The following is a 12,675-nucleotide window of genomic DNA, read 5'->3' as shown; positions in this document are numbered from 1 at the left end:
CGGCTGGTGGCGTTGGCGGCGCGATTGCGCCGCTAGTGCCATGACGCCCGGCGCAGCCGCTGCGTGACGAGAATATTTTTGGTTGGCCCTGTCACGTCTGCCTCGCGCCGAACGTCATGAGGGAAACGGGCGGGCGCGAGCGCGCATGGCGAAGGAGCAGAGCGAATGACGCAGGCGATCGACACAATCGAAGGAACGAGTCTGGAGGGCGCTGGGCGCAATGAGGCTGCGACCCCAGCGAGCGAAGCCGGACCTCGCGAAGAAACGTGGACTGACGCGCGCCGCGCCGCCGCCTTTGACGAGGCGCGCGGGCGTCTCATTGCGCTGGCAACGCGCGTGCTGGGCAGCCGCGCGGAGGCGGAGGATGTCGTGCAGGACGCCTGGTTCCGCTGGCGCGACGCCGACGCGCCAGCCTTGCGTGCGCCCCAGGCGTGGCTCGCGACGGTCACGGTGCGCCTCGCGATCGACCGGCTGCGGCGCTTGCGCCGGGAGAATGCGGGCGAGCAGGAGGCCGCGTGGCTCGACGACGCGGCGCCCTCGGCGGAAGAGGCGGGTTTGCGTGCGCGGCGCTTCTCGGACGCACTGCTGCTTCTGCTCGAAAGGCTCGGGCCGCTCGAGCAGGCGGTGTTCGTGTTGCGCGAGGCCTTCGACTGCGACTACGCGCAGATCGGCGCGCTTACCGGCTGCACGAACGAACATTGCCGGCAGATCGTGCGGCGCGCCCGTGTTCGCCTCGCCCGCGAGGCCGCGCCGCAAGCGGCTCCCGCCGACAAGGTGCAGCATGCGCGCACGGCCGAGCGCTTGCGCGACGTGCTGCATGCGCAGGACCGCGTGGGGTTGATGGATTTGCTCGGCGTGACGGCAACCGCGCTAGTCACGTCGAGCGTGGCCGAAGCGGCCGAAGTCGTGGCTCAGCGCCACGGCACGCAGGAAGCGACAGCCGGGCGCGTTCTGCGCGCCGAGGCGCTTGCGTTGGACGGCGAGCCCGGCGTGGCGCTCGTCGCGCAGGACGGCGCGCTCGCGGCCTGGCTGCATGTGCGCGACGACCGCGACGGGTTGCCTGAGCCGGTCGTTTGTGTCGCGGCAATGGAAGAGGGGAGTACGCTCCAGGCGGCCAACCAGGCTTTTGGCGGCGACGCGGTGCGCAAGCTGCTCGCCCGGCTCGCCTCGAGCGACGGCGCGGCATGCGTTTCTACGCTGCGCATCACCGCGCAAGCATCCACCGCGCACGGCTGCACGACGATGCTCGCGCAGCCGCTCGTTGTGGCCTGAGCCAAAAGCTCGACCTGAGCGCTAGCCGCGCAAGGCCGCATCCCAGTTGATATCGACGCACAGCACCTGCACGCCGTGTTCCGTCTGCACGGCGACCGACGCCGTGACGCACAAGTGCGCTTCGTTGATCGACAAATAAGGGGGCGTGAACTGCACGCGGCCCGGCGCCTTCATCGCTCCGATGAAGTAGGGCCGCCGCTCCCAGCTCGCGCCTTCCGAATGCAGCAGCGGCCTAAAGCGCTTGGCGCGTTGCGACGTGCGGCCGTCGGGCAGCACGTTGTCGCCGATCTGGCGGCCCGACGCGTCGAGCAGGAAGCAGCGCGCCGTGTCGTCGAGGCCTAGCAGCGGCAGCGTGGCGTCGTTCGTGTTCACGCCTTCGGCAAGCTGCTTCGCCGCCGCTTCGATGGCGCTCACGTACGGCGCGAGACGCGCGGACTGCGCGCGCTCGCGCGCGGTCACGCGCTCGCGCAGGCGCGACGAGAGGTCGTCCATGAGTTGCGCGGCCTTGGCCGGCGGCACCGGTTCGACTTCCGGCCGCGCGAAATACGCGCCCTGCACGAAGTCGGCGTTGCTCTCCAGCGCGATCAACGCGTCGCGCTCGGTCGAGAGGCCGCCCACGAGCACGAGCTGACCCGACTCGTGCAGCATCGAGACGAGCCCCGGCAGCACGCGCTCGATATGCGCGTGGCGGCTCGCCTGGGCGAGCAGGCTGCGGTCGAGCGTGACGATGTCGGGGCGCAGCTGCCACACGCGGTCGATGTTCGAATGCTTGGCGCCAAAGCCGTCCAGCGCGATCACGAAGCCTGCCTTGCGCAGCCCGTCGATGATTTCCGCGAAGCGCGAATTCTCGCCGCCCGCCTGCTCCGACACTTCGAGCACCACGCGCTGCGGCTGCAGGCCGAGCGCCTTGAGGCCGGCGAGCAGGGCGTCGCCGTAGCTCGTGTCCATCAGCGCGGCCGGATGCAGGCTCAGAAAGAGCCATTCGTCGTGCGAATCGAACGCGTTGAAGTTGCCCAGGTGCAGCGATTCCGCGAGGCGTCCCAGTTCGAGCAGGTCGCCGCGGCGCGCCGCCTGCGTGAACACCTCCTGCGACGGCGCCTGCTGGCCCTGCTCGTCGTGCGCGCGCAGCGACGCGTGATAGCCGATCGCGCGGCGGTGCGCGACCGAAAACACGGGCTGGAACACGCTGAAGACGGTGTAGCCGCCGTACAGCACAGTACGGCGGGCGCCTTCTTCGCCGGCAATGGGGCGAGACTGGAAGCCGGGGGGATCGATGTCGATCATGCTGGTCATTTCGGTTCGATGGCGCGCGGGACGGACGTGACGGGCTGGACGCGTGAGCGTCAAGTTTACAGGATAGGACAGCAAAAAGTATGCAAGTCCCGAGTCCCACGGCCATTGGCCTGTGCGTTGGGGCACGCGCTATTTCGCGATAGTGCCCGCGATGTTCCTGAGTTGGTGCCTGAACGCGGCGCGAACGCTGGCGACGCACGGCCGCGAAGCGCGCCGCACCTTTGCGGTGCGCGCGCCGGCGCCGAAGATCGAGCAGTAACGACCGCCGCAGCGGCCCCGGCTTGTCAGGTCCGCTCGGACGGATCGGTCTTCTTCGCGGTGCGCCGCAGATCCGACGAGAGCTGCGCGAAGATCCACGACGAACCCGCCGTGATGATGCCCACGCAAATGAACGTCGCGTGAAACGCCGGAATCACGTTCTCGCCTGTCTTGTGACCCATGATGCCCGTGAAGGTCGTGAGCAGCGCGCCCGCGACGGTCACGCCGAGGCTCATCGAGAGCATCTGCACGAGCGAGAAGAGGCTGTTGCCGCTGCTCGCGCCGCCGGTGCCCAGGTCCTTCAGCGTGAGCGTGTTCATCGCCGTGAACTGCATCGAGTTCACGCCGCCGAATATCGCCAGTTGCGCGATGCGCATCCACAGCGGCTCGTTGGGGGTGGAAAGCGCGAAGCTCGCCATCATGAGGCCCACGAGCACGGTGTTCGAGACCAGCACGCTGCGGTAGCCGTAGCGCATGATGAGGTACGTCACGAGGCGCTTGGAGAACATGCCCGCCGCGGCGGTCGGCAGCATCATGAGGCCGGCCTCGAAGGCCGTGTAGCCGAGCGCCACCTGCAGGAGCAGCGGAATCAGATACGGCATTGCACCGCTGCCGATGCGCGCGAACAGATTGCCGAGCAGGCCCACGCTGAAGGTGTGGATCTTGAAGAGATCGAGCGAGAAGATCGGCTGCGGCGTACGCACCGCGTGCAGACCATAGGCTACGAACGCGGCGAGCGAGAGGATGAACAGCACGAGCACGGTGGCGTGCTGGATGCCGAACTCGCTGCGCCCGTCGAGCGCGAACGAAATCGCGAGCATGCCGATGACGAGCAGCAGGTAGCCCGGCAGGTCGAAGCGCGGCGTGTCGGGGTTGCGGCTGTCGGGCATGAAGATGAAGGTGGCGATGCAGCCCACCACGCCCACCGGCACGTTGATGAGAAAGATCCAGTGCCACGAGGCGATCTGCACGAGCCAGCCGCCGAGTGTCGGGCCGATGAGCGGGCCGATCAGCCCCGGAATCGCCACGAACGAGAGCGCGGGCAGATAGCGTTCGGCGGGAAACGTGCGTAGCACGGCAAGCCGCCCGACCGGCAGCAGCATCGCGCCGCCTACGCCCTGCGCGATACGCGAGACCACGAGCTGGTTCAGCGTATGCGCGCTCGCGCACAGCAGCGAGCCGATCGTGAACACGAAAATCGCACCGAGAAACACGCGCCGCGTGCCGAGTTTGTCCGCGAGCCAGCCCGACACGGGAATCATCACCGCCATCGTGAGCGAATACGCGATCACGACTGATTGCATGCGCAACGGTAATTCGCCCAGACTCTTCGCCATCGCCGGCAACGCCGTGTTGACGATGGTCGAATCGAGGGTCTGCATGAAGAAGCCGGTGGCGACGAGCCACAGCATCACGGACAACGAGCGGGGCGACGGGGCGGAGCTGGACGCAGCTGTGGATTCGGACATGGGCGAGGAGTGGGGCGCGCAGGCAAGCGCCATTGTAGGGAAAACGGCGTGCGCGCGCAGACCGCAGGGCCCGCTGCCGGGCAGTGGCCGCGCCCGCGCTTAACCAGGCAGGCGCGCCGCCGCAGCAAAGAACGCCTGGGCGCGCGGGTCGAGCGTGAGCGCCACGTTGATACGGATCCACGGGCTCGCCTCGCCATGCGGGCGGAAGTGGCTGCCCGGCGAGACCGCTACGCCGAGTGGCTCACCGCAGGCCGCGAGCCGCGCTGAATCCGCCACGTGCGGCACGCGCGCCCAGACGAACTTGCCGCCCGTTTGCGTGTAGCCACGCGCCGCGGGCGACGCTGCCGCCGTCGTGGCGCCGCCGAACAGCTCCCAGCCATGCGCTTCGAGCGTGCGCATGGCCGAGCCTTGCGCCTCGGCGATGCGCCGGCGCAGCCGTTCGAGGTATTTGCGGTACGCGCCGCGCTCGAGCAGCGTGGCGGCCACGGCCTGCGTGAAGCGCGACCCGCTGATGGTGGTCAGCGCCTTGATGGCCGCGAGGTCGCGCACGATCGCCGGGTTGGCCACCACGTAGCCCACGCGCAGCGCCGAGGAGAGTGTTTTCGAGAGCCCGCCCACGTACACGACGTGTTCGAACTGGTCGAGCGCCGCGAGGCGGTCGGTGGGATCGGCCTGGAAATCGGCATAGATGTCGTCCTCGACGATCGTGAAGCGGTGCTCGCGCGCGAGCTGCAGCAAGCGGAACGCGACCGGCGGCGAGATCGTCGAGCCGGTCGGGTTGTGGAACACCGTGTTGACGAAGAACGCGCGCGGGCGGTGCTCGGCGAGCATCGCGTGCAAATGGTCGAGATCGGGCCCGCTCGCCGTGCGGCGGATACCCACGAGGCGCACGCCGTGCAGTTTCAGCAGACCATACAGGTTGTAGTAGCCGGGGTCTTCGACGAAGGCCGTATCGCCGGGTTTGAGCATGTAGCGCATGAGCAGATCAAGCCCCTCGCTCGCGCCTTCGGTGACGAGAATCTGCTGCGTCTCGGCCACGATGCCGAGCGGCGCGAGCCGGTTGCGCAGATGCTCGCGCAGCGTGGCGTCGCCGGTTGGCGTGCCGTAGTCGACGAGGCTGGCGGGGTCGCTGCGCGACACATGGCGGATCGCCTGGCCGAGCGCGTCGATGTCGCGCCAGGCCTGCGGGATCGAGCCGCTGTCGAGCTGCAGCGACTCGTCCGCGCGTTCGAGCTGGCTGAGCAGGTGGCCCGACTCGTCGGCGGCGTTCGTGAGGTCGCAGGTGCCCATGCCGGAGAGGCCCGAGCGCGCGTGCTCGCTCACGTAAAAGCCCGAGCCGTGGCGCGAGTCGAGATAGCCGAGCGAGACGAGCCGGTCATAGGCCTCGATCACGGGAAAGCGGCTGATGGCGTAGTCGGCGGCGAACTGGCGGATGGACGGCAGCCGGGAGCCCGGGTGCGCCGCGCGCGAACGGATCCAGGTTTGTACGCCGGTGACGATCTGGTCGGTGAGCGGCACGTCGCTCGCGCGGTCGAGTTCGAGTTTCATCTGGGTCTCATGCGGGCCTCATCAGGTAGGCCGCTTCAGGCTGTGGGTTCAATCTGCGGTGACTGTTCGGTTTTTTCCCTGCACAGTTCCAGATGAACTGTTCGTAACTGTGCATGGGACCGTGCGTCACTGACCGCAATAATGCTCCTACCGGGAAGGCGCTTCAAGTCCTTGTCTGCAAGCGTTCCGGAGGCCGTCCGAGGATGATCGGCGGCCAGTCTCCAAGGAGCACGGTAATGCGCGAAATCCGAATCTTCGAACTGGAACACGGCGAGCCCGTCGAAAGCTGGCGGCTCGCACAGGCAATGCAATTGCATGTGAGCGAAGGCGAAATCTGGCTCACGATCGCGGGCGACGCCGGCGACTACTGGCTGCGCGCCGGCGAGTCGATTGGGCTCGCGGCGGGCGTGCGCGTCCACGTGAGCGCGGGCCGCGAGGGCGCGCGCTTCGTGCTGGCGCTGGGCGGAGCAACCGCCGATGCGCCGGTGCGCACGGTTGCGCCGGTCGACGTGGAGCGCGTGCGCGCGGCGGGTGCGAGTCGTGTCGCGGCGCGCATCGGCGAGGCGTTGCGCGGCTGGGCGCAGCGCGGGCAGTGGGGCGCTCGGGCGGCGGGTTGAGTGCGTTGCTTGTGTTACGCGATATGCCGCGCGGTATGCCTCATGTCGCCTGCCATTTCCCCCACATAGCGTGCGCGCGGGCGGATCAGCCGGCCGTCGGCGGTCTGCTCGAGCGCATGCGCGATCCAGCCCGTCACGCGGCCGGCGGCGAACAGCGTGAACGCCGCGCCGCGCGGCAGTCCCAGCACGCGCTCGATGGCCGCGAGCGCGTAGTCTAGCGTCGGGCGCGCGCCGCTCGTCTCGGCCACGGCCTGGGCGAGCGCGTCGACTTCGTCCATTGGCGAGCGCGCCGGAGCACGCTGTGCGAGCAGGTCCAGCAACACGCGCGCGCGCGGGTCGCCATCCGGATAGAGCGGGTGGCCGAAGCCGGACAGCGGCACCGCCGCGCCGAGTTCGTCGGGCGCGAGGCGGTCGGCCAGATAGCGATGCAGGTCGTCGGCGCGTGAGGCTTCGTCGAAGAGCGCGGCCACGCGCGTGGTCTCGCCGCCGTGGCGCGGTCCGGCCAGCGCGGCGAGGCCGCCCGTCGCCGCGCCGAACAGATGCGTGCCGGTCGAAGTGATGCACCGTACCGTGAACGTCGAGGCATTCAGTTCGTGGTCCGCGCACAGCACGAGCGCCGCGCGCAGCAGGTCGGCTTGCGCGCGCGAGCGCACGCCCCACGCCTCGCCTAGCTGGCGGTGCAGCGGCTCGTTCGACGGCGCCGCGGAAACCAGCGCCGCCGCGAGCAGGCGCATGAGCATCGCACCGGTATCGATTTGCGCGTCGCGGCCTTGTGCCCAGATGCGCGGCATTTGCGCGGCGGCCGCCGGCAACAGCACGAGCGCACGTTCGAGCGGCGTATGCCCGCTCCAGATCTTCAGCCACGCCGACCATTGCGCGGCCGCGATGGGCGCCTCGGGCGCCTGCAGCACGCGGCGCGGCGCGCATTGCCAGAGCAGCGCCGCGACTTCTTCGAGCGAGGCCTCGCGCGCGAGCGCGATGGCGTCCTGACCTCGGTAAAAGAGCTTGCCGTCGGCGATCAGCGTGATCGACGATTCGAGCACGGGCACGCCCCAATCCAGCACCTTCTGCGCGACCTTGCCCGCGCGCTTGCCGTCGGCCTTGCGGCGCGCGAGGCGCCTCACCTCGGCGGAGTCGTAGCGGTTGTGGCGGCCATTGGGCGAGGGCGCCGAGGCGATGAGTCCGCGGCTCACATAGGCATAGAGCGTGGCCCGGCTGATGCCGAGTTCGGCGGCGGCTTCTTGCGCGGTCATATAGCTGGACATGGTGGCTCGTCTCCCGGAACCGGAGAAATCAATCTATGTTGATCATGATAATCAAGATTGATCGAAGATTCGAGCGGCGCGACGATGCGTGACATCACTTCGGCTCGTCTTCTCCTCGCCTCCCTCGCAAAAGGACCGCACACCATGACGCCACGCGACGCGCTCGAACACCTCTGGATGCTGGCGGGCTGCGACTCGTCCGCGCTCGGCTGGCTCGATATGGAAGGCGGCGATCCGGGTCTGCCGTCGATCTTTCGCGTGGGCACGCTCGCAGCCGCGAGCATTGGCGCGGCGGGGCTCGCGGCTGCGCAATTGCATGCGTTGCGCACGGGCCGCTCGCAGCGTGTGGCGATCGATGTGCGCCGGGCGCTCGCCGCGTTTCGCAGCGAACGATATTTGAGCGTGGACGGCAAGCCGCCTACGGAACTGCGTCACCCCGTGACGGGCCACTTCCCGACCGGCGACGGCCGCTGGATCCAGCTGCACGCGAACTTCCCCCATCACCTTGCGGGCATCCTGCGCGTGTTCCAATGCGCGGACGACCGCGACGCCGTGGCGCGCGCGATCCTCGGCTGGGAAGGCGCGGCGCTCGACGACGCGCTCGCGCAAGCGGGCCTGTGCGCCGCGCTCGTGCGCGCGCCCCGCGAATGGGCCGCGCACGAGCAGGCGAAGGCCGTGGCGAGTTTGCCGCTCTTCGAGATCGAGCGCATTGGCGACGCGCCCGCCGAGACGCCGCGCGCGGACGCCGGCGCGCGTCCTCTGGAAGGCGTGCGCGTGCTCGACCTCACGCGCATCATCGCGGGGCCGGTGGCGGGGCGCACGCTCGGTCAGCACGGCGCGGATGTGCTGCTCATCAACGGTCCGCATCTGCCGAACATCGCGCCGCTCGTGATCGACAACGGCCGCAGCAAGCGCTCGGCGACGCTCGATCTGCGCGACGAAGCCGCATGCGAGCAATTGCGCGCGCTCGCGCGCGACGCCGATGTGTTCGTTCAAGGCTACCGGCCCGGCGCGCTCGCCACGCGCGGATTCGCGCCCGAAGCGCTCGCGCAGTTGCGGCCCGGCATCGTGTGCGTGTCGATCAGTGCGTATGGGCATCGCGGGCCGTGGCGCGAGCGGCGCGGCTTCGACAGCCTCGTGCAGTCGGCGAGCGGGATCGTGTGGGCCGAGAGCGTCGCGGCGGCAAAGCAGGGCAACGGCGGCCGGAAGACCGCGCAGCCATTCACGGCGGCCCGTCCGCTGCCGTGTCAGGCGCTCGATCACGCCACCGGCTATCTCGCGGCGTTCGGCGCGATGGTCGCGCTCGCACGGCGCGCACGCGAAGGCGGCAGCTGGCACGTGCGCCTTTCGCTCGCGCAAACGGGCCGCTGGCTGCAGACGATGGGCACGCTCGAAGACGGCCAGCGATCACCCGAGGTGGGCGCCGCCGATCTCGCCGATTGTCTGGAGGAAATGGATTCGCCGTTCGGGCGCGTGCGCGCGGTGGCGCCCGCCGAGCGGCTCGAACTCACCCCCGCGTTTCACGCGCGGCCACCGGTGCCGATCGGCAGCGATGCGCCGTTGTGGAGCGCGCGGTAGAACGTACGCGCTTTAGCGAGCTACTTGCGCAATTCCGCGACGAAATCGTAGTAGTCGTTGCGGCAGTACGTATCGGTGAGTTCGATGGCGCGCTGATCGGCGGTGTAGCCCACGCGCGTGATCAGCAGCAGTGCCTCGTTGGGCGCGATGCTCATCTGCCGCGCGATTTCCTCGCTGGCGTTCACGGCGCGAAAGTGTTGCAGCGCGCGCACGATCGACAGTCCGCGCTGTTCGAGAAAGCTGTAGAGCGAATCGCCGATCGCGCTCGGGTCGGGAATCAGCGCGGCGGGGAAAGTGGAGTTCTCGACGGCCATGACGATGCCGTCCGCGAGACGCAGGCGCTTCAGGCGCGTGACGGCCGCCGCCGGCGAAAGGCCGAGCTGGATCACCTCGTCGCGGCTCGCGGGCTGGATTTCGCGCGAGAGCCAGCGCGAGCTCGGCGTGAACCCGCGCTGGCGCAGCATTTCGCTAAAGCTCGTGAGGCGCGAGAGCGGGTCTTCGATACGCGGCGTGATGAAGCTGCCCGCGCCTTGCGTGCGGCGAATCAGGCCCTGCTCGACGAGGAGGGCGATCGCCTTGCGCGCGGTGATGCGCGAAACGCCGAGCGATTCCGCGAGTACGCGTTCCGAAGGCAGGGCTTCGCCCGCGTTCCAGCGGTTGTCGTGAATCGCGATGCTCAGCTTGCGTGCGAGCTGCAGATAGAGCGGCGTGTCGTTGTCCGGGTCCGGGCGCAGGTCGCGCCAGCGGTCTTCCGTGGGTGCGTTCATGGGAGGCGTGCATGAAAGGCGAACGGCAATTTTATGTCATCGGCGTGCGATCCCGGAAATGAACGGTTTGCGAGAGTGCGTATGACCGCATTGCGCGCGAGGCGATACACTGGCCGTTCTGTGCCAGTCAGCGCCGTTGCAGCGCGCAAAGGGAGATCATGACGACCGATATCGCAAGCGTTGCATTGCCGGACGGCGAACGCATTCCGAAGCTCGGGCAGGGCACGTGGGAAATGGGCGAGCGCAGCGCGCATCGCGCAGCGGAAATCGCCGCGTTGCGCGAGGGCGTGGCGCTCGGCATGACGCTCATCGACACCGCCGAGATGTACGGCGACGGCGCGACCGAGCGTCTCGTCGGCGAGGCCTTGCAGGGTTTGCGCGACGAGGTGTTTCTGGTGAGCAAGGTGTATCCGCACAACGCGAGCCGCAACGGCGTGGTGCGCGCGTGCGAGGCGAGCCTGAAACGCCTCGGCACCGACCGGCTCGATCTTTATTTGCTGCACTGGCGCGGCGGCGTGCCGCTCGAAGAGACGGTCGAAGGGTTCGAAGCGCTCGTGCGCGCGGGCAAGATCCGTCACTGGGGCGTGAGCAACTTCGACACCGACGACATGGAGGAACTGTTCGCCACGCCCGGCGGCGACGCTTGCGCGACCAACCAGATCCTCTACAACATCGCGCGGCGCGGCGCCGAGTTCGACCTGCTGCCGTGGAGCGCGGCGCATCGTATGCCGGTGATGGCGTATAGCCCCGTCGATCACGCGCGTTTGCCGAGGCGCTCGCCGCTCGACGACATCGCGCATGCGCACGGCGTGTCGGTGTATCGCGTGGCGATGGCGTGGGTCCTGGGTCAAAGCGGGGCCTGTGCGATTCCGAAGGCGGGGCGCGTGGAGCACGTGCGCGACAACCGCGCGGCGCTCGATCTCGTGCTCGGCGCGCAAGAGCACGCGGCGCTCGACGCCTATTTCAAGCCGCCGCGCAGCAAGCGTCCGCTGGAGATGCTGTAGGGCGCGAAGGGGTACGCGCTTCGCGCGCGCGGTCATCGCCTGCGCCTGCGTATCGCGAGCAGACAGCCGGCGTGTCCGCCTGGGAACGCCACGCGCATCGCGCATCCGGCGACCGGCCCACGGCGGCGGTGCCCGGCCGGGGGACCGGGACGCCGCCGCCGACGCCAGGACTGGCGCGCCTGGCCGTCGCGCCAGATCGGGGTGGCTGCGGCGGTTTGCCTGCACCGCCGTACAGGCTCAATGACCGCTGCCATGGCCGCCACCGTGTCCGCCGCCGTACCCGCCGCCCGGGCCGCCCGACGGTCCACCCTTGCCGAATCCACCTCCGAAACCACCGCCGAAGCCGCCAAAACCCCCGCCAAAGCCGCCGCCGAATCCGCCCGATGGGCCGCTTGCGGATCCGCCGTGGCTGCCGCAGCCACACCCGCTTGAACTGCTGCCGCCGTTGTTGCCGCCGCCGTTGTTGCCGCCGCCGTTGTTACCGCCGCCGTTGTTGCCAGCACCATTGTTTCCACCGCCGCCTTTCCCGCCGCCGGAGTTGCTGGAACCGCCTCCCGAACCGCTCGGCCCCGTCCCTCCTACGCCGGCACTACCGCTGCGGCCAAGCCCTCCCGTGCTGGCCGTAGCGGCGCCCGCACCGCCGCCGCCGCGTCCACTGCTCCCATTACTGCCGCCCGTCGAACCCGAGCCGCCATGGCTGCCGCCGCCGTTGCCCCGAAAACACGCGCTGCCTGTCGTACGGCTAATGCAATCGTTCGGTGCGAACACAGTAGAAACGTCGTTCGCCAGGATCGCTGAATCGGAGTCCGAATCAGTTTTCGATAAGGCGCCTGCGGCAGGCGAACCGGCAGCTGGCGATTGCGCCGCAACCGGCGCGTCGAACGCCCCGAAGCCTTCCGCCCCGCTCGCGGGCAGCGGTGCGTCGGCGAGCAGGATCACCGGATTGATGGTGTCGCCTGCAGCGTGGGCGGGGGCCGCGGTGAACAGCATGCCCGCGCCCACCGCACACACGACACCTCCCTGTCTTATTAGATTGTAGTACTGATGAATTGTCGTTTTTTTCATCTTGTTCTCCCCGTGAGGCGGCAGCGTGATACGCCGCCGTCTCTCATGCCCCCGTGCTGGCTGCACGCCTTTTGCGCGTGCGCCGACTCCGTCAGGCTAGCAACCCGCTTCGCGCCGGCGTGGATGATTCTTCGATCCGGCTCGCGCGGTACTCGCCAAACAAAAGGCATCCGGTCAGGCCGCGCGGAGGATGACCGGTTTGTGCAGGACTACTTGTGGATTGTCGGTGCCCATGGTGTGGGACGGCAGATTACAAGCGCGTCGAGCGGCCGGTCATCCGTCCGCCCGGTGCGACGCCCCGCGCGTGTCGGGGCGGATAGCACTGGATTGCAGCGGCCGGATGCCTGGTGCCGATGTAGCCAGTTTTGTGCCATCGGCCGGGGAGGGGCGCGCAGGGTGGACTTAACAATTGATGTGTCGCCGGCGTGGCGGAAAAAACGCGGAAAACGTTACGGCGATGAAACGCGCGCGCCGAATCGTGCGATTCGCGTTGCGAAAGCGGACAGCACAACGAACCGGGGGACGCGATATGAGCGCTA

Annotated in this window: 10 protein-coding genes; 4 read left to right on the top strand and 6 right to left on the bottom strand. The window is 68.8% G+C overall.

All coding sequences use genetic code 11. The annotated features are described in order from the left end of the window. The first annotated feature begins 165 nt into the window (after window positions 1-165). Window positions 166-1,272 (top strand): sigma-70 family RNA polymerase sigma factor, encoded by a 1,107-nt coding sequence (locus tag FAZ97_RS11180; RefSeq protein ID WP_158758487.1) that lies wholly within the window; start codon window positions 166-168, stop codon window positions 1,270-1,272. Window positions 1,273-1,293: 21 nt separating this feature from the next. Here the strand turns inward: FAZ97_RS11180 and FAZ97_RS11175 are convergent, their stop codons facing one another. The 3 genes from FAZ97_RS11175 to FAZ97_RS11165 all read right to left on the bottom strand — a co-directional run bounded on the left by FAZ97_RS11175 (window position 1,294) and on the right by FAZ97_RS11165 (window position 5,840). Then, window positions 1,294-2,565 (bottom strand): EAL domain-containing protein, encoded by a 1,272-nt coding sequence (locus FAZ97_RS11175; protein ID WP_158758486.1) that lies wholly within the window; start codon window positions 2,563-2,565, stop codon window positions 1,294-1,296. Window positions 2,566-2,849: 284 nt separating this feature from the next. Further along, on the bottom strand, window positions 2,850-4,292 hold the full coding sequence (gene mdtD, locus FAZ97_RS11170; protein ID WP_158758485.1) for a multidrug transporter subunit MdtD: 1,443 nt from the start codon (window positions 4,290-4,292) through the stop codon (window positions 2,850-2,852). A 99-nt stretch (window positions 4,293-4,391) separates the two neighbouring features. Further along, window positions 4,392-5,840, bottom strand: coding sequence for an aminotransferase-like domain-containing protein (locus FAZ97_RS11165; protein WP_158758484.1), 1,449 nt, complete (start codon window positions 5,838-5,840; stop codon window positions 4,392-4,394). 236 nt (window positions 5,841-6,076) lie between these two features. Between FAZ97_RS11165 and FAZ97_RS11160 the strand changes: the two genes are divergently transcribed. Then, the gene (locus tag FAZ97_RS11160; RefSeq protein ID WP_158758483.1) at window positions 6,077-6,457 is read left to right on the top strand and encodes a DUF2917 domain-containing protein; all 381 of its coding nucleotides are present in this window, start codon (window positions 6,077-6,079) and stop codon (window positions 6,455-6,457) included. Between the two features lie 14 nt (window positions 6,458-6,471). On the opposite strand, the gene FAZ97_RS11155 is transcribed toward FAZ97_RS11160, so the two are convergent. Next, window positions 6,472-7,722: a citrate/2-methylcitrate synthase gene (locus tag FAZ97_RS11155; protein ID WP_158758482.1), complete on the bottom strand. Its 1,251-nt coding sequence runs from the start codon at window positions 7,720-7,722 to the stop codon at window positions 6,472-6,474. A gap of 144 nt (window positions 7,723-7,866) precedes the next feature. Here FAZ97_RS11155 and FAZ97_RS11150 point away from each other — a divergent pair, with 144 nt between their 5' ends. Further along, window positions 7,867-9,300 (top strand): CoA transferase, encoded by a 1,434-nt coding sequence (locus FAZ97_RS11150; protein ID WP_158758481.1) that lies wholly within the window; start codon window positions 7,867-7,869, stop codon window positions 9,298-9,300. Between the two features lie 20 nt (window positions 9,301-9,320). Here the strand turns inward: FAZ97_RS11150 and FAZ97_RS11145 are convergent, their stop codons facing one another. After that, window positions 9,321-10,067 (bottom strand): GntR family transcriptional regulator, encoded by a 747-nt coding sequence (locus FAZ97_RS11145; RefSeq protein WP_158758480.1) that lies wholly within the window; start codon window positions 10,065-10,067, stop codon window positions 9,321-9,323. A 158-nt stretch (window positions 10,068-10,225) separates the two neighbouring features. Between FAZ97_RS11145 and FAZ97_RS11140 the strand changes: the two genes are divergently transcribed. Beyond that, window positions 10,226-11,071 carry an aldo/keto reductase gene (locus FAZ97_RS11140; RefSeq protein ID WP_158758479.1) on the top strand — a complete coding sequence of 282 codons (846 nt, stop codon included), beginning with the start codon at window positions 10,226-10,228 and terminating at the stop codon, window positions 11,069-11,071. 237 nt (window positions 11,072-11,308) lie between these two features. Here FAZ97_RS11140 and FAZ97_RS11135 read toward each other — a convergent pair whose 3' ends face one another. After that, window positions 11,309-12,136, bottom strand: coding sequence for a hypothetical protein (locus FAZ97_RS11135; RefSeq protein ID WP_158758478.1), 828 nt, complete (start codon window positions 12,134-12,136; stop codon window positions 11,309-11,311). Window positions 12,137-12,675 lie beyond the last annotated feature (539 nt).

This window comes from Paraburkholderia acidiphila (assembly GCF_009789655.1).
Taxonomy (GTDB): domain Bacteria; phylum Pseudomonadota; class Gammaproteobacteria; order Burkholderiales; family Burkholderiaceae; genus Paraburkholderia; species Paraburkholderia acidiphila.
This window is presented reverse-complemented; position numbering and strand designations above follow the sequence as displayed.

Excerpts from the sequence above, each read along its gene's own strand:
- FAZ97_RS11145 (WP_158758480.1), bottom strand. The coding sequence starts at position 10,067 with ATGAACGCACCCACGGAAGACCGCTGGCGCGACCTGCGCCCGGACCCG.
- FAZ97_RS11175 (WP_158758486.1), bottom strand. The coding sequence starts at position 2,565 with ATGACCAGCATGATCGACATCGATCCCCCCGGCTTCCAGTCTCGCCCC.
- FAZ97_RS11140 (WP_158758479.1), top strand. The coding sequence starts at position 10,226 with ATGACGACCGATATCGCAAGCGTTGCATTGCCGGACGGCGAACGCATT.
- FAZ97_RS11135 (WP_158758478.1), bottom strand. The coding sequence starts at position 12,136 with ATGAAAAAAACGACAATTCATCAGTACTACAATCTAATAAGACAGGGA.
- FAZ97_RS11160 (WP_158758483.1), top strand. The coding sequence starts at position 6,077 with ATGCGCGAAATCCGAATCTTCGAACTGGAACACGGCGAGCCCGTCGAA.
- FAZ97_RS11155 (WP_158758482.1), bottom strand. The coding sequence starts at position 7,722 with ATGTCCAGCTATATGACCGCGCAAGAAGCCGCCGCCGAACTCGGCATC.
- mdtD (WP_158758485.1), bottom strand. The coding sequence starts at position 4,292 with ATGTCCGAATCCACAGCTGCGTCCAGCTCCGCCCCGTCGCCCCGCTCG.
- FAZ97_RS11150 (WP_158758481.1), top strand. The coding sequence starts at position 7,867 with ATGACGCCACGCGACGCGCTCGAACACCTCTGGATGCTGGCGGGCTGC.
- FAZ97_RS11180 (WP_158758487.1), top strand. The coding sequence starts at position 166 with ATGACGCAGGCGATCGACACAATCGAAGGAACGAGTCTGGAGGGCGCT.
- FAZ97_RS11165 (WP_158758484.1), bottom strand. The coding sequence starts at position 5,840 with ATGAAACTCGAACTCGACCGCGCGAGCGACGTGCCGCTCACCGACCAG.